Origin of the sequence: Flavobacterium sp. PL02 (genome assembly GCF_035013205.1) — a bacterium.
Classification (GTDB): domain Bacteria; phylum Bacteroidota; class Bacteroidia; order Flavobacteriales; family Flavobacteriaceae; genus Flavobacterium.
Genome location: NZ_JAYGJP010000001.1, coordinates 401,847 through 422,783 on the forward strand (window position 1 = coordinate 401,847; position 20,937 = coordinate 422,783).

Sequence of the window (20,937 nt, forward strand, 5' to 3'; positions counted from 1 at the left end):
TTTTGAAGTTAAAGTAGAAATATACTTACAATAGTCCTTAATTTTAAAATAAGTTTGGATAATTATGTAAAGTATTGAGGTATATTTTTTACAATTTTGTAAATTGGATATGGTTAGTTAAATTTAATAACCATATGTCGATAATCTAAACCAGTTATTAGCCTTATTTTCTTTATATGAATAAGAAACGAATTTCTTTTCTGAAAAAAATACTTCGAGTGCTACTTTGGTGCGTCATTACATTAGTAGCATTATTGTTATTAATTACAATTTTAATTCAGGTTCCGGCAGTACAAAACTACGCCAAGGATAAGGCAATTACTTATTTGCAAAAAAAAATAAGAACCAAAGTAGCTTTAGATAGAATAGCCATTAATTTTCCTAAAGAAATCGTATTAGAAGGTTTTTATTTTGAAGATCAAAAGAAAGATACTTTACTTAGCGGAAAACGATTAGAGATAGACATTGATTTGTTTAAACTCATAAGTAGCGAAGTAGAAATAAATTCTATTTCACTTGAAAATACAACTGCAAATATTTCCAGAAACAAAGACGGAGTTTTTAATTTCGATTATATAATTGCAGCATTTGCTTCCAAAGAACCAGAATCTGCAGATCCCAATAGTAAACCTTTTAAAATATCGGTAGTTAAAATCAATTTGGATAAAATCAATTTTAATTTTAAAGATGATTTGTCCAAAAATGATGTTCGTGTTAAACTAGCTAATTTTCAAACAGAATTTAAAAAATTCGATTTGGATAAAATGGATTTTGATATTCCGAATATAGATTTAAACGGATTAAAATTAGTTCTAAACCAGGATTTAGTAGAGAAGATAGCCGAAACATCAGTAAAAACCGTAGATACAATTTCGAAAAGACCAGATTTTAATTTAAAACTAAATAAAATCAACTTGTCTAAAATCGATATTTCTTATGACAATAAAGATTCTAAACTCGCTTCAGGAATAACTCTGGGGAAATTACAGTTACTGGTTAATAAATTAGATTTAAATAATCAGTTGTTAGATTTTGATACTTTCGAACTAAAAGATCTAAAAGGAAATCTACAATTAGGCGTAAAAGATAAACAACTTAAAACGCCCGATTTAGATTCTACAGCTATTCCTCAAGCAGGCTGGAAGTTAAAACTGAAGTCAGCCGATATACAAAATATCGCTTTTAAATATGATGATATGCAATCAAAACCTACTAAGAAAGGGATTGATTATGGACATCTTGATTTGGATAATTTTAATTTAAAAGCCGAAAAGTTGTATTATGCAAATGACACGATTTCGGGGAGCGTAAAATCATTTACAGTAAATGAAAAAAGCGGGCTTAAGATTCAAACGTTTAAAACAGATTTTTTCTATGGGCCTAAAAACGCATATCTAGATAATCTGTATTTAAAAACACCACAAACTTTATTGCAAAAGAATATTAAAGTTGCCTATCCATCAATCGCGGCGGTAACTAAAAATATTGATAATCTAAGTTTAGATGCCAATTTAAGTCAGGCAAAAGTTGGATTTAAAGACATATTGCTTTTTGTTCCAGATTTACAAAATACCAATCCGTTTAAGAGTAATCCTAATGCAGTTTTATCTATAAATGCACGAGTAAGTGGGAAAGTAAAGGATTTAGCAATTCCGCAGTTTGAAATGAGCGGAATAGGAACGACAAAAGTTTCTATTTCAGGAAAAATTACTGGAATGCCAGATGCACAAAAAGCATATTATGATTTGGATATAAAAAACTTTGTGAGTACATCTAAAGATGTGATTTCGTTTGTGCCAGCAGGAACAATCCCAAAAAGTATACAGTTACCTTCTCAATTTAATTTAAAAGGAAAATTTAAAGGTTCAGTCAATAATTTTAAAACTAATTTGGCGCTAAATAGTAGTTTCGGAAATGCCAAAGTGGATGCTTTGTTTGATCAACGAATTAAAAAATCTGAGAAATATGATGCTACGATTTCTTTTTCAGAATTTGATTTAGGTAAACTAATAAAAAACGATTCATTAGGAAAAATTACGCTTAAAGCAAAAGTAAAAGGGAAAGGACTAGACCCTAAAACGGCACAAGCGCATTTGGACGGAATTGTACAAAAAGCAGTATTTAATAAATATACCTACCGAGATTTAACTTTAAAAGGAGAGATTGCCAAAGGAGCTTTTGCAATAAATTCAGGAATTAAAGACCCAAATTTAAATTTTGGTTTAGTTGCCAACGGAAGATTTGATGATAAATATCCCGCAGTAAAATTAAAATTAAACCTTGATATTGCCGATTTAGAGAAACTAAATCTTCATGCAGGTCCGATGAAAATTAGAGGAAATGTTGATGCTGATATTGCCAATAGTAATCCTGATTTTTTAAACGGAAAGGTTTTCTTGTCGAATATTCAGGTTTTAAAAGATGCACAACCAATTGTATTAGATTCCATTAAAATTTTGGCTTATGCCGATAAAGAAAAAAATAATATCAAGGTAATATCTCAATTCCTGAAAGCAGAAGTTGATGGAAAATATAAACTGACAACATTATCGGCAGCATTAAAAAAATCGCTATCAAAATACATGGATTTGCAAGTTCCTAAAACCAAAGGAGATTCAGATGAGCAGCGATTAACATTTAATTTATCTGTAGATAGTGATCCATTACTTTTTCAATTAGTTCCAAAGCTTAAAGGTTTAGAACCTATCAAAATCACAGGAAAATATAATAACGTAGTAGATTCTCTAGAGGTTAAAGGAACTATCCCTAAAATTATTTATGATACAAATACAATTTCTGATGGTAAGATAAATATAGAAACAAAAGAGAACGCGCTAGAATATCAGGTTTCTGTAGCTCCAGTAGAAAGCGGAGAATTTAAAATCCCTTTTGTTAGTTTATCAGGTAAAATCGAGAATAACATCTTAGGGTATGCATTACAAATAAAAGACAAAGAAGATAAAGAACAGTATTTTATTAAAGGAGAATTGCTTCATGAAAATGCCAAAAACACTATAAAATTTGATTCAGATAATTTTGTATTGAATTATGATAAATGGAATTTAGATCAGGAAAATTCTATTGAATTTGGAGATAAGAGACTTTACATTAATAAGTTCTTTTTGAGCAATTCGGGTAATGAACTAAAAATTCAATCACAAAACGACGGAAAGAACGCGCCTTTACAAGTCGATTTTGTTAATTTTAAAATTGAGACCATTTTAAATATGGTTAAAAAAGATGAATTATTAATGCAAGGATTAATAGATGGTTCAGTTTTGGTCGAAAATGTGATGACAAAACCAACTTTTACTTCCGATCTAAAAATAGTTGATTTTGCTTTTAAAGGTGAACCAGTTGGTAATATTGGTATAAAAGTAGATAATAAAACCGATAATTTATTAGGAGCAAATGTTACTTTAACAGAGAATGGAAATGACGTAAACCTAACAGGTAATTATAAAATCGATGATAGTACTTTTGATTTTGATATAGCCATCAATCATTTAAATATTAAGAGTATTCAAGGTTTTAGCATGGGTAATGTTACCGATGGTTCTGGTTATTTATCAGGAAAATTTAAAATTACTGGTAATGCCGATTTACCTAAAGTAAATGGAGAATTAGATTTTAATGACGCTGCTTTTAAAGTGACGAAGTTTAATTCTATTTATAAAATAGCCAATGAGAAAATCAGGTTTGAAAACGAAGCGATTGTCTTTGATAATTTCTCTGTTTATGATGAAAACAAGAATGAATTATTTGTAAATGGAAATATCAACTCCAAAGATTTTAGAAATTATGATTTTGCTTTAACCATAAAAGCAGATCAGTTTAGAGCCATTCATTCTACAGAAGCTGATAATGATTTGTTTTATGGGGATTTATCATTAGATGCAAATCTAAATATAAAAGGAACATTAGATAATCCAGTTGTTGGAGGAAATATAAAAATTAATGAGGATACAAAATTCACAGTTGTTATGCCTCAATCAGATCCTTCGATTGCCGATAGAGAAGGAATTGTAGAGTTTGTAAATGAAGATAATTTACTACTGAAACAAACTGCTGCGATGGAAAGCAAACTCAATCAATCGAAACTGATTGGCATGGATGTGAGCGTTGCCATCTCTATAGATAAAAAAGCAGAACTTACATTGGTAATAGATAAAGGTAACGGAGATTACCTGAGATTGCTTGGAGAAGCAGATCTTATTGGCGGGATTGATCCATCTGGAAAAACTACACTAACAGGAAAATATGAGTTTAGTGAAGGTGCTTATGAGATGAGTTTTAATATGATAAGACGAAAATTTGATATCCAGAAAGGAAGTTATATTTTATGGACTGGAGAGCCTACAATGGCAAATTTAAATTTAACAGCTATATATAAAGTAAATACTGCGCCGATAGACTTATTAGGGAATCAGCTAGGAACTGTATCAGCAGCAGAAAAAAACACATACAAACAAAAAATTCCGTTTCAAACTTTATTAAAGATGAACGGAGAATTGATGAAACCTGAAATCTCGTTTGATATTGTTCTTCCAGACGGTAACTACGATGTTTCATCGGATATTGTAACAAAGTCTCAGGCAAGATTGCAACAATTACGTCAAGAACCATCCGAATTAAATAAACAGGTTTTTGCACTTTTACTCTTGAACAGATTTGTTGGTGAAAATCCTTTTGCAAGCGAAAGTGGTGGTACAAGTGCCGAATCTATGGCGAGACAAAGTGTGAGTAAAATACTTTCGGATCAATTAAATAATCTGGCAGGAGATTTAATAAGTGGTGTTCAATTGGAATTTGATTTGGAATCTACAGATGATTATACTTCGGGAACCAAGCAAAACAAGACAGATTTGAATGTAGGAGTTTCTAAAAAACTATTAAATGATAGATTAAAAGTAACCATAGGAAGCAGTTTTGGACTAGAAGGACAAGATAACAATGAGCAGGATACTAATATTGCTGGAGATGTTGCTATAGATTACCAACTTACTAAAGACGGACGATACATGGTTAGAGCATATCGTAAAAACCAATATCAGGTTGCTGTAGAGGGGCAGGTTGTAGAAACTGGAGTTGCATTTATTATTACGATGAATTATAATAAGTTCAGAGAATTATTTCATCGTAGTGAGAAAGAAAAAGAACTGATTAAAAAAGAAAAAATACGCAAAGAAAAGGATAAGCAAAAAGAGAAAGAAGAGAAAAAGAAAGAAGAATTAGATAATGAACAAGAGCAAAAAACGTAGTAATATGGAAACTAAATATCTAAAATATTTTATACTACTTTCTTTGTTTTTTGCTTTAGGATGTAGCAATACCAAATATTTGCCAAAAGGGAAATTGTTATATACAGGAGCTTCGGTAAAAGTAGAAGACACCATTCTTACAAAGAAAGAAAAAAAAGAACTACAGACTGAGCTAGAAGGTTTACTACGTCCTTTACCTAACAAACAGTTTCTGGGATTGCGTCCTAAATTATGGATATACAATGTGGCTGGGGAACCTAAGAAAAAGAAAGGAACAAGATATTGGTTAAGAAATAAAGTTGGAGAAGCACCTGTACTTTACAGCAAAGTCGATTTAGATTATAACTCGGCAGTGTTGCGAAATTTTATTGAGAATAAAGGTTTCTTTAAAGTGAGGGTTAGTGCCGATTCTACAGCAAAAGATAAAAGAGCAACAGCAGAATATACCGTTTTTCCTAAACGACAGTATAAAATTAAAAGTGTTACGTTTCCTAATGATTCTTCGGCTATAGCCAAAGAAATAGGAAAAACTAGTCGCAGATCATTATTAAAAGTTGGTAAGCCATATGATTTAGATGTTATAAAATCTGAGAGAGAACGTATTGATTCCCGATTAAAAGAAAAGGGATATTATTATTTTAATCCAGATTATATCTTGGCACAAGTAGATAGTACCAAAGGAGATTATGAGGTAAATATAAAATTAAAAATAAAAGGCGAAACACCTGCAAAAGCCAAAATTGCTTATAAAATTAATGATATAGTAGTGTATCCTAATTTTTCGATTTTAAAAGATAGTGTAGCTTATAAAAAAGAAGACATCTTAAAATACAAAGATTTCACGATTATAGATTCTACAAATACATTTAGACCAAGAGTATTTGACAGAGCTTTGTATTTTAAAAAAGGAGATTTTTATAATCGATCAGATCATAATCTTTCCCTTAATCGATTTGTAAACTTAGGAACATTTAATTTTGTTAAAAATGAATTTAAAGAATCCGATAGTATAAAAAATGCTCTCGATGCATATTACTATTTAACCTTATTGCCAAAGAAATTCATTCGAGTTGAGGTTTTAGGAAAAACCAATTCGGCTAGCTATACAGGTTCAGAAATTAATGTAAACTGGAATAATAGAAATTTACTAAGAGGAGCCGAATTGTTTACCGTATCCATATTTGGAGGAGCCGATTTTCAGATTTCAGGACAAAATAAAGGAAATAATATCTACAAAGTAGGAGGAGAAGCCAGTTTAACCTGGCCAAGATTAATTACGCCTTTCAATTTCCAAGGCTCTAGCGAGTTTGTTCCTAAAACAAAAGCGACTTTAGGATATGAATATCAAAACCGAATAAATCTTTATGCCTTAAATTCTTTTAGAGGATCATTTGGTTACTTATGGAAAGAAAATATTCGTAAAGAACACCAACTGGATATTATAGAAGTTAATTATGTAAGTCCAAATCATGTAACGCCTTATTATTTACAGCAAGTTGCAGAAGATGAATCATTATCTAAAGTACTCGAAAAACAATTAATCTTTGGACCTACGTATTCGTATACTTATACCAATACCATGCGAAAAAGAAAAAAGAATACATTCTATTTTAATGGAGAAATTGATCTTGCAGGTAATATTACAGGCTTGGTAACAGGGGCTAATGTCAAGAAAAACGATACTATAAAAATATTTGATGTTCCTTTTAGTCAATATGTTAAAGTAAGAGCCGATTTTAGACATTACTTAAAACTAGGAAAAGAGAGCCAATTAGCAAGTAGGATTATTGTAGGAGCTGGTTTGCCTTATGGAAATTCCTCTTCTTTACCATCGATCAAGCAATTTGTAGTAGGAGGAACTAATAGTATTCGCGCCTTTAGAGCACGCTCAATAGGACCAGGTAGTTTTAAAAGTCCAGATACAACAACTACATTTTTGCCAGATCAATCAGGAGATTTAAAACTAGAGTTTAGTACAGAATATAGAGCAAAACTTTTTAGTATAGTAAGAGGAGCCGTTTTTCTAGATGCTGGAAATGTTTGGTTGGTTAATAATGACCCAAATAAACCCGGAGCAAAAATCAGTAAGAACTTTATGAAAGAACTTGCAATTGGTGCTGGAGCAGGATTACGCTTTGACTTATCATTCTTGATATTAAGAACCGATATTGCATTTCCGTTGCGAATACCTTATTTACCCGAAGGACAACGCTGGGTAATAGATGATATTAACTTTGGAAGTGGCTCTTGGAGAAAAGACAATTTAATACTCAACATCGCGATTGGGTATCCTTTTTAAGGATATCCCAACATCAATTTAGTAGTTAAAAATGTAGTTTTGTTAACATAAAGAGTTAAAAAAGCACCGTACTATTAACATCTATACCTTTAAGTAATTGGACGTTTGTTTTTAATAAATTAGATAAAAGCAATTTTTTAGATTTATCCTTATTACCGCTTATATCTCTGATAATTCTGTAAATATATCTTTTGGTGATATATTTAATTTTTCTGCTAGTTTTCATAATTAAGAGGTTTATGATTTGTTATCTAAAGTTACAAAAAATAACTTTTGGATTCATCAAGTTATCCTAAGAAATTTTGTGACTTCGAACTATTATGTAACTATTCAAAATAAGAGATTTTTTTCTATCGACGTTATATTTATTTAACGGTGTTAGAATTTTACAATTCAATTAACAATTAAAAGGTTATTAATGTCTAATTTTGTAAAAAGATTAATTAAACATGAACAATAATATACCTATATCCTTATTAGAATTAGCATTTATTACTGAAGGTAGTAATGCAGCAGAAACTTTTCAGAAAACCAAAGAACTTGCACAACTAGCTGATAGTTTAGATTATAACCGATTCTGGCTGGCCGAACATCATAATATGGCACACGTGGCAAGTACTGCAACAGTAGTTTTAATTGGTTACATAGCAAGCCAGACTAAAAACATTCGTGTAGGTTCGGGCGGAATAATGCTTCCTAATCATTCACCACTTATTATCGCGGAACAATTTGGAACGCTAGAAACACTTTACCCAAACCGAATAGATTTAGGGCTAGGCAGAGCACCAGGAACAGACTCGTTAACAGCACAAGCAATCCGAGAGGATTTTTATGAGCAATCACAGAAATTTCCAAAAAATGTACAAGCAATTCATGATTATTTTTCACCAGATAATGCTTCCGCAAAAGTACGTGCATTTCCTGCAGAAGGGGCAAATGTACCTGTTTGGATATTAGGATCTAGTATGGATAGTGCTGCTCTTGCTGCTGCAAAAGGATTACCGTATGCATTTGCAGGACATTTTGCGCCAAAGATGATGTTGCAGGCATTTGAGTTTTATCGCAAAAACTTTATTCCTTCAAAATATTTGAGCAGTCCTAAAACAATGGCTTGTGTAAATGCGATTGGAGCAGATACAAATGAAGAAGCAGAAATTCTCTCGACTACATTATATCAAATGTTCTTAGGATTGGTTCGTAATAATAGAAAACCAATGCAACCACCACTTGAGTCATTAGATGGATTGATGAGCGAAGAAGAAAAATTTCATGTAGATCAAATGACAGCTTGTACCTTTAAGGGAAGCAAAGAGAAATTAGAAAAAGATCTAAAGCATTTTATAGACTATTCAGGTATAGATGAATTGATGATTACAAGCCCAATTTTTGACCATCAGGATAAAATGAAAAGTATAAAAATTCTTAAAGAGGTTATCGATAACATCAATAAAGCATAGTGATGCTTTCTGAAAAAATCACTAAATTGGCTTCATAATAGCCATCATTAAAACATAATTATGTTGAGAAGAATTTTAGTCGGAATCGTAATCATAGTCGGAATTGTCCTTGCATTCAAGTATTGTGAATTCAAAAAAGATGATTCGACAAGTTTGGATTATAATACCAATTTAATACAACAACAAATTGTAAACGTTGGGAAACTGGTAGTTACCGAAGGGCATTTCTCTGAAGTAGTAACCTATAAAAACTCAAACAAGTATTTATTAGATATGATATCTTTCGAGAAGAAAGCATTGATTATTGTAAATGCAAACGTTACTGTTGCCTACGATTTGCATAAGATGAAATATGAAATCGACGAAAAAAACAAAGTAATAAAGATTGTATCGATTCCAAAAGAAGAAATTACAATCAATCCAGATATTCAGTATTATAATGTAGAGCAAAGTCAGTTAAACGAGTTTACAGGAGATGATTATAATAAAATAAATAAATCTGTAAAAGCGAGTTTAGCTAAGAAAATTGAGAAGTCTTCGCTTAAAGCAAATGCACAAAACCGATTAATCAGTGAGTTGTCTAAAATTTTAATCCTGACAAATACAATGGGTTGGAAACTACAATACGACGGCAAAACAATCCAAAACGAAACTGATCTTAGTAATGACTTGAAGTTGTAGGTTTTGCTAAGGTTCAAAGTTGCAAAGGCTTAAAGATACAAAGGCACAAAGTTTTCTCTCAAACTTGTCTTTCCGAGGAACGAGGAATCTCCACGAGTAGCTCCACAAACGTAAGACACTTTGTGTTAGTTTCTAGCGGAGATTCCTCGTTCCTCGGAAAGACAAGTTTATGGATGAAAATGTTTCTAACACTTCTCTTTATCAAAAATCAGATCTAAACCTCCAGAAATTAAATGAGCGACTTCTGGTCTTCTTGTTTTTAAATTTTCAAGATGAGCCAATACTTCCTGTAATAATTGAGGTTGATTACTATTCTTTAAAAGTTCAGCTATTTCTACAGATAGTAACCAATCATTAGGATGATTTGCTTTGATCTTTTCGAATATAGAAGTTAATAGTGTTTCATGAGAATTAGTTTCTCTTATAGTTCTAACTTGTTGGTATAATTCTTCTAGTTCATCACGCTCTTTAGAATGCTTGGCTTTGATGGTTTTTGTTTTTGGAATAGAATCGACTAAATCAAAACTATTTACATCGGCAGGTCCAGAAAAAGCAGAAACTACTTTTTTACCAATTGCCATATCATAATTACCCCACTCAGGTTTAAATAAAATAGTATCTCCGTGAGTTACGGTACAATTTTTAAAACTGATTAAAATAATCTCACCGTGTAAGTTTCTAGAGCCAGTAATGATATCTCCTTCTACAATAATCCCGCCTTCAAATTCTAGTTTTATAGTTTCATTCTCGACTATTTTATAAGCATTTAAATCCATCGGACTCATATCTTCAATAGCCAGATTAAAGCCTTTTAGTTTTCCGATAGGACTGCCAAAACCTTCAGGATGCGTTAAAATTCCGTGTCCAACTAATTCTTTTTCACGGTAAGATAATGCTGTTTTTCCTGTTGTTTGTACGTAAACGGGTTTCCCTTCTGCTTCAATAACATTAGTAAAAACTCCAGAAATTTGTAAACCTGTACTTAGTTCTATTGTTCCTAAAGCATTCGAGTTTATTAATTTTTGAATGCTGGAAATTCCTCCCGTACGCAAAGCCATTTTATTAGCAAATTCTTCAAGAACAAGATTTAAATGAGCAAAAGTAGGCGTAACATATAGTTGAGGCTGCAATTTTGTAATATCAAAACTTTGGTTTGCTGCCGAGATATCGTAAGGAATTTTAGTTACGTTATCGGTCATACACCAAGCGCTTTCTCCAATTGAAGATAATAAACCAGCGCCGTAAATCTTAGGGTTTTCGACTGTACCAATTAAACCATATTCAACTGTCCACCAGTGTAAGTTTCTTATTTGTGCCATTTCAGACAATTCGCCCATATTGTTTTGCAAATCTTCAACTGCTTTTTCAGCTTGATCGATATCGGCTTGTGGAGTACCTTCGGCTTCTTTTAAAATCGAAAGCAATCGAATCGCTTCATACATTTGGTAATCTTTATGCGAAGAAATGGCTTTGCAACCAATTTCGCCAAAACGACGCAAGTATTCAGCATATTCAGGATTAGCAATAATAGGAGCGTGGCCAGCACCTTCGTGAATAATATCGGGTGCAGGAGTATATTCAATATGTTCTAGCTGACGAATATCCGAAGCAATTACCAAGACATTATATGCCTGGAATTCCATAAAAGCATTTGGCGGAATAAAACCGTCAACGGCTACAGCAGCCCAACCAATTTCGGTTAAGATTCGGTTCATGCCATACATACTCGGAATATTATTGATTTCGATTCCAGTTTTCTTTAATCCGTCTAGATACGAATGGTGAGCAACTTTAGATAAATAGTCAACATTCTTACGCATTACATATCTCCAAACCGCTTGATTAATTGGCGTATAATCGCTGTAATCTTGAGGTTTAATAAATTGCTTTAAGTGTTTAGGCAATCTGTCCAATAACGGATTTGTTTCAATAGTTGGGTTCATTTCGAAATCGTTGTAGTTCTTCTGCGAAATTACGAATTTATGAAGCTATTTTTAGCTTTATTAGTAATTTTTTGTGTTATCATTTAGACAGAAAATTTGGAGCCTATTTTAGGTTCTTAATTTCTTTATCAAAATCAGACATGATTCTTTTGAGTTTTACAAGGTTTTCTATATTTCGGCAGTTAGTTCTATTTTGGAACTAGCTAATTTATATTAGAGCTATTTATGAATTTTTTCCAGCATTCCTAAAATATTCAATTTTGTAATTGAACATATATGCCATATTAGCTGCTCGTACTTTTGCTTCTTCAGCAACAATTCCTATGAAAAGACCATCTACAGTTTTTGTAAAAATTTCCATCCATCTATTAAAATGGGATTGGTCAACAGGTAAATGTTTGTGTGGAGGAAACGGACTTCCAGAATAAGTATGTTCTTCTAGCAAAATTGTTTGCCAGAATCTATACATCTTCTCTAAATGTTCTGGCCATCTTCCTTGAATCTTTTCATTAAAAATCGAACCAATGAGTTCGTCTTTTTGAACTTTAGCATAAAAAGTATTCACTAATAGTTTTATGTCTTCGATTGTTGTAATGTCTAAAATAACCATGGCTTTATGTGGAAAAAAATTAAATGCAAAAATAACACAAAACAGAGGATTTATCTTATATATTTAGTTAAATGAATCTAAAATGGTTCTTAAATAATAGATCATTTATAAATCATAAAATGAAAAATAATGGTATTGAAAAGGATTACTAGGTTTTTAAGTAGTCCTTTATTTTTTATCCAATTAACTGCGTATATAAATCTTGATTTTCATTGAGATATTGAAACTCGAATCCCTTGGCAACCATATTGGTTTTAATATTTACGATGTCTTTTTTGTTTTTAAGTTCCAAGCCAACTACCACCGAACCAACTTCTCGGCTGTTTTTCTTGGCAAACTGAAAATAAGTGATGTCATCATTTGGGCCTAAAATATCATTTACAAATTCCTTAAGCGCGCCAGGACGTTGAGGGAACTGAATCATAAAATAATGCATCAATCCTTCGTAAAGTAACGAACGTTCTTTTATTTCGGCAGTGCGCTCTATATCGTTATTACTTCCGCTTACAACACAAACTACTGTTTTGCCTTTTATTTTGTCTTTATAAAAATCTAATGCTGCAATTGTTAATGCTCCGGCTGGTTCTACAACCATAGCTTCTTCATTGTATAAGCGTAAAATCGTTGTACAAACTTTGCCTTCGGGAACGAGAATAATATCATCTAAGTTTTTGCGACAAATACCAAAAGTCATATCGCCAACTTGCTTTACTGCTGCACCATCTACAAATTTATCAATGGTTTTTAAAGGTGTGTTTTTGCCATCAATAATAGATGTCTTCATCGATGGAGCACCTTTTGGCTCTACCCCAATAATTTTGGTTTCAGGACTTAGATGTTTAAAAACTTCAGAAAGTCCTGATGCAAGTCCGCCGCCACCGATGGGAACAAATACATAATCTATAGGTTCTTTGTATGATTCCAGAATTTCTAATCCTACAGTGCCTTGTCCTGCAATAACTTTTAAATCATCAAATGGATGGATAAAGATTCTATTGCTTTTTTCAGCATCTTCTGTTGCAGAGGCATAAGCATCATCAAAAGTATCGCCAATAAGAACAATTTCAACAAAAGATTTTCCGAATAATTGTACTTGCTTTACTTTTTGTTTTGGAGTTGTTTTCGGCATATAAATCTTGCCTTTTATTTGTAGTAAATTACAAGAATAAGCTACGCCTTGAGCGTGATTTCCTGCACTAGCACAAACAACACCTTTTGCTTTTTCGGTATCATTTAAGGATGAAATTTTATTATAAGCACCTCTAATTTTATACGAACGTACAATTTGTAAATCTTCTCTTTTTAATAAAATAGTCGATTTAAATTCGTCCGAAAGATTAAGGTTTTGAGTTAGTGGGGTAGCGGCAACTACTTTGCTTAGTTGTTCTTTGGCTGTAATTACTTCATTAAATAAATTCATGGTGTTTTTTTGGTTGTTTTTTAAAATAAAAAACCTCCCGATTTGGGAGGTTCTAATAAATTGTATTTTGTTTACTTATTTATATAACACCTCGCCATTATTGCATAATTACAATAATGTTAATAGCGATAATAATGTTATTTAAGTTTTTCATTGTTTATTATTTGAAAAAACAAATGTATTAATTATTTAATAAGAACAACAAAAAAGATTATTTTTTTGCAATTGTAGGTGGATATTGTGCTAATATTTTAGTCACAAAATTGGTTACTATTTTATCTTTTTGCTCTCCACCTTGTTGAGTTAAATAACCTACACCTTCACCTTGCCAGATCATTTCTTTTTTCTTAGCATCGATAAAATCAATGTATAAAGTTCCTTGGGTAGATGTTGTTACAGAAGTTTGATTTCCCATCATTAAGTAAGGATTCCATCCATATCCCCATCCGTAACCCCATCCAGCGCTAAACTGGTTTACATTCACTTCTTCTCTGGCTTTTGTAAAAATGTTTATTAATAAATCTGGATTATCACTTTTAGTAAAACCTTTTGCTGCCATTTGCTCATCGATAGCGCGTAAAATTCTTCTTTTATCTAAATCAGAAATCTCTACTTTATCAATACCGGCTTTAAAATAGGCATATGTTTTATAATTAGTAAAATCCACATTTTTATCATAATCTGAATAGACTGAAACAGAACTACAAGAGCTTAGAATAAAAAGGAATAGAATCGGTAAAATAAATAATTTTTTCATGTTTAAATAATTTAAAAGTTTAATATCGACTTTAATTTAGAATAACTTTTCGTCTACTATATTAGGGATGGTCACTTTTAATAAAGGTTGCGTGTCCATGGCTCTTTTTATTGCAAAAATTGCTTCGTCATTACGAGCCCAGCTTCTTCTTGAAATACCATTGTTAACATCCCAGAAAAGCATTGATGTTAAGCGTTTTGACGCCTCTTTAGACCCATCAAGAACCATACCAAAACCACCATTTATAACCTCTCCCCAGCCTACGCCACCACCATTATGTATAGAAACCCAAGTTGCTCCTCTGAAGCTGTCACCAATGACATTTTGTATTGCCATATCGGCTGTATATCTTGATCCGTCATAAATGTTAGATGTTTCTCTGTAAGGAGAATCTGTTCCCGAAACATCATGATGATCACGACCTAAAACGACTAGTCCGATTTCGCCTTTGGCAATAGCCTGGTTAAAAGCTTCAGCAATTTTTATACGACCTTCGGCATCGGCATATAAAATACGTGCTTGTGATCCTACAACTAGTTTATTTTCCTGAGCACCTTTTATCCATTTAATATTATCCTGCATTTGTTGCTGAATTTCATCGGGTGCAGTTTTTGCCATTTCTTCTAAAACCTGAGAAGCTATAGCGTCTGTTTTTTGTAAATCTTCGGGTTTTCCAGAAGTACAAACCCATCTAAACGGACCAAATCCGTAATCAAAACACATTGGCCCCATAATATCCTGAACGTAACTAGGATATTTAAAATCGATATTATTTTCGGCCATTACCTGAGCACCTGCACGAGAAGCTTCCAATAGAAAAGCATTTCCATAATCAAAGAAATAAGTTCCTTTGGCAGTATGCTTATTTATAGCGTCGGCATGGCGACGAAGTGTTTCTTGTACTTTTTCTTTGAATAACTCAGGGTTATTAGCCATCATTTCATTGGCAGCTTCAAAGGTAATTCCAACAGGATAATACCCACCAGCCCAAGGATTATGTAGCGAAGTTTGATCAGATCCCAAGTCAATCTTAATATTTTCCTGGTCAAATTTCTCCCAAACATCTACTACGTTTCCTAAATAAGCAATAGAAACTACTTCTTTATTAGCTTTTGCTAAAGAAACTCTTTTTACCAATTCGTCAAGGTCTTCTACAATTTCATTAATCCAACCTTGTTCATGACGGATTTTAGTAATCTTAGGGTTTACTTCGGCACAAACGGTGATACAACCAGCAATATTTCCTGCTTTAGGTTGTGCGCCACTCATTCCGCCTAATCCAGAAGTTACGAATAAGTTTCCTTCGGGATTTAGTTTTATTTTTCTGAAACCATTCAAAACCGTAATTGTGGTTCCGTGTACGATTCCTTGTGGCCCAATGTACATATAACTTCCTGCAGTCATTTGTCCGTATTGAGAAACCCCAAGTGCATTCATTTTCTCCCAATCATCCGGTTTAGAATAATTTGGTATAACCATTCCATTAGTAACAACTACACGTGGAGCTTCGGCATGTGAAGGGAATAATCCCATTGGGTGTCCAGAGTACATAGTTAGTGTTTGCTCATTTGTCATTTCCGACAAATATTGCATAGTAAGCAAGTATTGAGCCCAGTTCTGGAAAACAGCACCATTACCACCATAAGTAATTAATTCATGCGGATGTTGTGCCACAGCATAATCCAGATTGTTCTGAATCATTAACATAATAGCTTTTGCTTGTTCTGATTTTCCAGGATATTCGCTAATTGGTCTGGCGTACATTCTGTAATCAGGACGAAAGCGGTACATATAAATACGTCCGTATTTTTCTAATTCTTCAGAGAATTCAGTTATTAATTCCGCATGATGTTGCGGTTCAAAATAACGTAATGCATTTTTTAAGGCAAGTTTTTTTTCTTCTGCTGAAAGGATTGCTTTACGCTTTGGTGCATGATTTATAGCTAAATCGTATACTGCTTTTGGAGGTAATATAGATGGAATTCCTTGTTGTATTTGTTCTTGGAAAGTCATTTTTTTTAAAGTTGCTTAGTTGCTAAGATTCTAAGTTGCTAAGGTATTTTAGCTAGATTAACAACAGATTAATTTTTTGTTTTTTAGATTATTGTTGACCCGCTGGGGTTCAAATACTAATCGATAAATTCTATTTCTATAAAAATAATATAATTCCAACGAATTTATTTTTTCAGCCTTTTAAAGGCGTGATATTTATAGAAAACAATACGATCAGTTGGTAAAAGCTCCATAGGAGTGAAATACCTATCAATGAAAATTCGATTTCAAATAATTATCTAATTTTCAAATTGGCACATTGACATGTTTTCTAATTAACAACTAGGGATACCGAATATCCGACCTATGATAGGATTTGTGGATTGTAATCCTATATTTTTGAGAGCAGATATCCATATTTCGTATTTAAAGATTTAAGTATTTAAAGATTGAAAAATCCATTGAAGTAGAATTTTTTAATCTTCAAATTGATACATTTTCTAATTATCGTTTTTTAAAGATTTGGAAATTTAAAGATTATATAATTTGTTTCAAAGGAATTTAAGATTTCTTAGGGTTTTCAGGTTTTGGAGCAGTCGAATAATCCAAAAAACCAAAAGTCTAAGAAGTCTAATAATCTATTTCCTAATTTCTCCCGTTTTTTTATCATATCCATAAGGACAATGGCGACAACCACTTTTGCAACAATACCCTCTTTTTAAATGGTGTTTTTCGGTAAAACATTTATATCCTTCGGGGGTATAATAAAAATCTTCGCCCTCAATTAATTTATTTTCCTTATTTTGTTCATTCATAATTCTGAATTTGGCAAAATGCTATTTTTATGTTTAATTTTAAGTAAATTCAATTGATTATGATTTTCTTTGTATAGAAGTAATTTACTACTACAAATTTATAAATTTTACAGCGAATGTTTTTGATTATTGCTAAATATTTAATTCCGAAAGGATATCGAGGAATGGCTGTATTTCCGTTTGTATTGGTAAAATACCCTTCGGACAAAAACAATCAGGTTTTTGTTAATCATGAAAAAATACATTTACGCCAACAATTAGAGTTATTGATATTGCCATTTTTTATTTGGTATGTAATAGAATATGTGGTGCGTTTATTTCAATATAAAAATGCAAGTTTAGCATATCAGAATATAAGTTTTGAGAGAGAAGCTTATAGGAATGAGGCTAATATGAACTATTTAAAGAGCAGACCTTTTTTTCGGTTTGTGCAGTATTTAAATCAAAAATAAAATTAGATTTTGAATCAAAAAATCCATACCGTTTTCCCGAACAATATTTCACTTACAATTAAAAGAGAAGATTTGATTCATCCTTTTATTTCTGGAAATAAGTACCGAAAACTCAAATATAATTTACTTCAGGCGAAAGCCGAAAACCAAGAAACGTTGCTCACATTTGGCGGAGCATTCTCTAATCATATTGCTGCTGTTGCTTATGCAGGAAAAGAAAGCGGATTTAAAACCATCGGGATTATTCGTGGGGATGAACTTATTGATAAAATCGAAGGGAATCCAACTTTAAAATTTGCTCAGGAAAACGGAATGCAATTTGAGTTTGTTTCGCGAGAAGACTATCGTCTTAAAAGTGAACAAAGCTTTTTAGATAATCTAAAATCAAAATTTGGTGCCTTTTATCTTGTACCCGAAGGAGGAACAAATGAACTCGCTGTTCGAGGTTGTGAAGAGATTTTAACACCCGAAGATGCCGAGTTTAATTATGTATGTTGTGCAGTAGGAACGGGAGGAACAATCTCGGGAATTAGCAATAGTGCGTTACCAAATCAAAAAGTTTTAGGGTTTCCAGCGTTAAAAGGGGATTTTTTAAAAGATGAAATTCGTATTTTTGCAAAGAATCAAAATTGGGAATTGATTACAGACTACCATTTTGGCGGTTATGGTAAAGTAAATTTAGAGCTTATTGCCTTTATTAATCAGTTTTTTGATGAAAATCAAATCCCTTTGGATCCAATTTATACAGGAAAGATGGTTTTTGGCGTTATAGATTTAATTAGGAAAAATTATTTCCCCGAAAACTCAAAAATCCTACTGATTCATACTGGCGGATTACAAGGAATACAAGGAATGAATATGAAGCTGATGAATAAAAATTTACCAATAATTAAAAGCAATGTTTAAAAAAACACTCGTACTATTAATAACGATAACACTAATAGGTTGTAACGCAAGCAAACCTGCTATTGCAACAACCAAAAAGGCTGCTACTACCCAACAAAAACAAAGAGTAGCGATTCAAACTAAGAAAAAGCCGGTTTATACCAAGACAGATACTAAAAAAACTACATCAAATAATACGACTGAAGTTATCGAGTCGACTTCAAAAACGGTTGTTACCAATACTTCTATAAGTGATTATATTGCTCAATACAAAGATATTGCGATGGGTAATATGAAAAATTACGGAATTCCTGCAAGTATTATTCTGGCACAAGGTATTTTAGAATCGGGTGCAGGAAAAGGAGATTTAGCCCTTTCATCTAATAACCATTTTGGTATAAAATGCCATAAAGACTGGGTTGGAGAAAGTGTTCGTCATGATGATGATTCGGCTCAGGAATGTTTTAGAAAATACAAAGATCCATCAGAATCGTTTCGTGATCATGCTTTATTTCTGACAGGAAAAAGCCGATATGCGACCTTATTTACTTACGAAAAAGGAGATTATAAAGCATGGGCAAAAGGATTAAGAGCAGCAGGTTATGCAACAGATCCTAGATATCCAGAAAAATTAATTAGTTATATTGAGCGTTACGAATTACACCAATACGATAATATAGCTATGGGCAAAGACTATGTAGTAGTAGAGAAAACTACAACTGTTATTGCTACAAAACCTAATACACAAAATAATAATAATTCGGGTAACCTTTCTTTGTATGAAGTACAGAAAGGAGATACATTATATTCTATTTCAAAAAAATTCAACGTACTTGTTGATGATTTAAAGCAAAAAAACAATCTTGTAGATAATACCCTTTCTATCGGACAGAAGTTAATTGTGAAGTAAGATTTAATTCTAAAGAAACCAGATACATAAAAATATTTTTAATGAGCTTATAATTGATTTTTAGATTTAAACTTATCGTGTAAATCTAAAATCAGAACTCTAAAATCTAAAGTTAATAATGATATATCAAAGAAGCAGTCAGCTTTTTGCTGAAGCAGAAAAAGTAATTCCGGGTGGTGTAAATTCGCCTGTAAGAGCATTTAAAGCAGTAGGAGGAACTCCAATTTTTGTAAAAAGCGCCAAAGGAGCTTATTTATATGATGAAGACGGAAACAAATTGATAGATTACATCAATTCATGGGGACCAATGGTTTTAGGTCATGCATATGCTCCAGTTGTTGATGCAGTAATTGAGAAAGCTAAATTAGGAACATCTTTTGGGATGCCAACAGAGTTGGAAACACAAATTGCAGCTTTGGCTGTTTCGATGGTTCCAAATATCGATAAAATTCGTTTTGTAAATTCTGGAACAGAGGCTTGTATGAGTGCAATACGTTTGGCAAGAGGATTTACAAAGAGAGATAAAATTATAAAATTTGCAGGTTGTTACCACGGACATTCAGATTCATTCCTGATTCAGGCTGGTAGTGGAGCTGTTACTTTCGGAAGTCCAAATAGTCCAGGAGTTACAGAGGGAACGGCTAAAGACACTTTGCTGGCAAAATACAATGATTTAGAAAATGTAGCGACATTAATTAACGCTAACAAAAACGAAATCGCAGCCATTATCATAGAACCTGTTGCAGGAAATATGGGTTGTATTCCGCCAAATAAAGGCTTCTTAGAAGGTTTACGTGAATTATGTACTGAAAACGGAATATTATTAATCTTTGATGAGGTTATGACCGGTTTTAGACTTGCTCGTGGAGGTGTTCAGGAATTATTTAATATTAAGGCCGATATCGTAACATTTGGTAAAGTAATAGGTGGTGGTTTGCCAGTAGGAGCATTTGCTGCTCGTGAGGAAATTATGAATTATCTGGCGCCAATAGGACCAGTTTATCAAGCAGGAACATTATCTGGTAATCCGCTGGCAATGGCAGCAGGATTAGCAATGTTACAAGCGTTAGATAATGATCGTGCTATTTTTACTCGTTTAGACGAGAAAACAGCTTATCTAGAAGCTGGAATTGATAGAGTTCTTAAAGCTAATAATGTAGTTTTTACAATAAATAGAGTAGGATCGATGATTTCGGTACATTTTGATGCTGCTCCAGTTACTGATTTTAAAAGTGCTGCCAATGGGGATAACGAAACATTTAAGAAATTCTTCCACGGATTGTTAAATGAAGGAGTTTACATTGCACCTTCGGCATACGAAACTTGGTTTATTACTGATGCATTAACATATGAAGATTTAGACTTTACAATTCAGGCGATTGATAAAGTTTCTAAAACTTTTTAAATATTTTTTTCACCATTAAGAAATTAAGTTTCATTAAGGGAATTCAAAGG

At 32.4% G+C, this 20,937-nt stretch carries 14 protein-coding genes; 8 read left to right on the forward strand and 6 right to left on the reverse strand.

Going from position 1 to position 20,937, the window contains the following annotated elements:
- Positions 1-176 precede the first annotated feature (176 nt).
- The 4 genes from SHI72_RS01670 (at position 177) to SHI72_RS01685 (ending at position 9,698) form a co-directional block, all read left to right on the forward strand.
- Positions 177-5,261, forward strand: coding sequence for a translocation/assembly module TamB domain-containing protein (locus SHI72_RS01670; protein WP_416348464.1), 5,085 nt, complete (start codon positions 177-179; stop codon positions 5,259-5,261).
- Positions 5,262-5,265: 4 nt separating this feature from the next.
- Positions 5,266-7,560 carry a BamA/TamA family outer membrane protein gene (locus tag SHI72_RS01675; protein ID WP_323488854.1) on the forward strand — a complete coding sequence of 765 codons (2,295 nt, stop codon included), beginning with the start codon at positions 5,266-5,268 and terminating at the stop codon, positions 7,558-7,560.
- Between the two features lie 449 nt (positions 7,561-8,009).
- Positions 8,010-9,017 carry an LLM class flavin-dependent oxidoreductase gene (locus tag SHI72_RS01680; RefSeq protein WP_039111431.1) on the forward strand — a complete coding sequence of 336 codons (1,008 nt, stop codon included), beginning with the start codon at positions 8,010-8,012 and terminating at the stop codon, positions 9,015-9,017.
- Positions 9,018-9,077: 60 nt separating this feature from the next.
- Complete coding sequence (locus SHI72_RS01685) at positions 9,078-9,698, forward strand: DUF4230 domain-containing protein (protein ID WP_039111430.1); 621 nt, start codon at positions 9,078-9,080, stop codon at positions 9,696-9,698.
- 185 nt (positions 9,699-9,883) lie between these two features.
- On the opposite strand, the gene SHI72_RS01690 is transcribed toward SHI72_RS01685, so the two are convergent.
- The 6 genes from SHI72_RS01690 to SHI72_RS01715 form a co-directional block, all read right to left on the reverse strand.
- Positions 9,884-11,641: an aromatic amino acid hydroxylase gene (locus tag SHI72_RS01690; protein WP_323488855.1), complete on the reverse strand. Its 1,758-nt coding sequence runs from the start codon at positions 11,639-11,641 to the stop codon at positions 9,884-9,886.
- 223 nt (positions 11,642-11,864) lie between these two features.
- Positions 11,865-12,251: a group III truncated hemoglobin gene (locus SHI72_RS01695; RefSeq protein ID WP_086894156.1), complete on the reverse strand. Its 387-nt coding sequence runs from the start codon at positions 12,249-12,251 to the stop codon at positions 11,865-11,867.
- Positions 12,252-12,426: 175 nt separating this feature from the next.
- On the reverse strand, positions 12,427-13,671 hold the full coding sequence (gene ilvA / locus SHI72_RS01700) for a threonine ammonia-lyase IlvA (protein WP_323488856.1): 1,245 nt from the start codon (positions 13,669-13,671) through the stop codon (positions 12,427-12,429).
- A gap of 211 nt (positions 13,672-13,882) precedes the next feature.
- Positions 13,883-14,428, reverse strand: a complete 546-nt coding sequence (locus SHI72_RS01705) for a DUF4136 domain-containing protein (protein WP_039111423.1) — start codon at positions 14,426-14,428, stop codon at positions 13,883-13,885.
- A gap of 36 nt (positions 14,429-14,464) precedes the next feature.
- Positions 14,465-16,441 (reverse strand): urocanate hydratase, encoded by a 1,977-nt coding sequence (locus SHI72_RS01710; protein ID WP_323488857.1) that lies wholly within the window; start codon positions 16,439-16,441, stop codon positions 14,465-14,467.
- A gap of 617 nt (positions 16,442-17,058) precedes the next feature.
- Entirely contained in the window at positions 17,059-17,235 is a 177-nt protein-coding gene (locus SHI72_RS01715) for a DUF5522 domain-containing protein (RefSeq protein WP_165571403.1), read from the reverse strand.
- 116 nt (positions 17,236-17,351) lie between these two features.
- Here SHI72_RS01715 and SHI72_RS01720 point away from each other — a divergent pair, with 116 nt between their 5' ends.
- From SHI72_RS01720 to hemL, 4 genes are all read left to right on the forward strand, one after another.
- Complete coding sequence (locus SHI72_RS01720) at positions 17,352-17,687, forward strand: hypothetical protein (protein WP_323488858.1); 336 nt, start codon at positions 17,352-17,354, stop codon at positions 17,685-17,687.
- A 9-nt stretch (positions 17,688-17,696) separates the two neighbouring features.
- Positions 17,697-18,593, forward strand: coding sequence for a 1-aminocyclopropane-1-carboxylate deaminase/D-cysteine desulfhydrase (locus SHI72_RS01725; RefSeq protein WP_323488859.1), 897 nt, complete (start codon positions 17,697-17,699; stop codon positions 18,591-18,593).
- Positions 18,586-19,482, forward strand: a complete 897-nt coding sequence (locus SHI72_RS01730) for a glucosaminidase domain-containing protein (protein WP_323488860.1) — start codon at positions 18,586-18,588, stop codon at positions 19,480-19,482. Before SHI72_RS01725 ends, SHI72_RS01730 begins: the two co-directional genes overlap by 8 nt.
- 118 nt (positions 19,483-19,600) lie before the next feature.
- Positions 19,601-20,887, forward strand: coding sequence for a glutamate-1-semialdehyde 2,1-aminomutase (hemL, locus tag SHI72_RS01735; protein WP_039111417.1), 1,287 nt, complete (start codon positions 19,601-19,603; stop codon positions 20,885-20,887).
- Positions 20,888-20,937 lie beyond the last annotated feature (50 nt).

Bases quoted from the DNA above. Each gene is read 5' to 3' on its own strand.
- SHI72_RS01670 (WP_416348464.1), top strand. From the start codon at position 177: ATGAATAAGAAACGAATTTCTTTTCTGAAAAAAATACTTCGAGTGCTA.
- SHI72_RS01675 (WP_323488854.1), top strand. From the start codon at position 5,266: ATGGAAACTAAATATCTAAAATATTTTATACTACTTTCTTTGTTTTTT.
- SHI72_RS01680 (WP_039111431.1), top strand. From the start codon at position 8,010: ATGAACAATAATATACCTATATCCTTATTAGAATTAGCATTTATTACT.
- SHI72_RS01685 (WP_039111430.1), top strand. From the start codon at position 9,078: ATGTTGAGAAGAATTTTAGTCGGAATCGTAATCATAGTCGGAATTGTC.
- SHI72_RS01690 (WP_323488855.1), bottom strand. From the start codon at position 11,641: ATGAACCCAACTATTGAAACAAATCCGTTATTGGACAGATTGCCTAAA.
- SHI72_RS01695 (WP_086894156.1), bottom strand. From the start codon at position 12,251: ATGGTTATTTTAGACATTACAACAATCGAAGACATAAAACTATTAGTG.
- ilvA (WP_323488856.1), bottom strand. From the start codon at position 13,671: ATGAATTTATTTAATGAAGTAATTACAGCCAAAGAACAACTAAGCAAA.
- SHI72_RS01705 (WP_039111423.1), bottom strand. From the start codon at position 14,428: ATGAAAAAATTATTTATTTTACCGATTCTATTCCTTTTTATTCTAAGC.
- SHI72_RS01710 (WP_323488857.1), bottom strand. From the start codon at position 16,441: ATGACTTTCCAAGAACAAATACAACAAGGAATTCCATCTATATTACCT.
- SHI72_RS01715 (WP_165571403.1), bottom strand. From the start codon at position 17,235: ATGAATGAACAAAATAAGGAAAATAAATTAATTGAGGGCGAAGATTTT.
- SHI72_RS01720 (WP_323488858.1), top strand. From the start codon at position 17,352: ATGTTTTTGATTATTGCTAAATATTTAATTCCGAAAGGATATCGAGGA.
- SHI72_RS01730 (WP_323488860.1), top strand. From the start codon at position 18,586: ATGTTTAAAAAAACACTCGTACTATTAATAACGATAACACTAATAGGT.
- hemL (WP_039111417.1), top strand. From the start codon at position 19,601: ATGATATATCAAAGAAGCAGTCAGCTTTTTGCTGAAGCAGAAAAAGTA.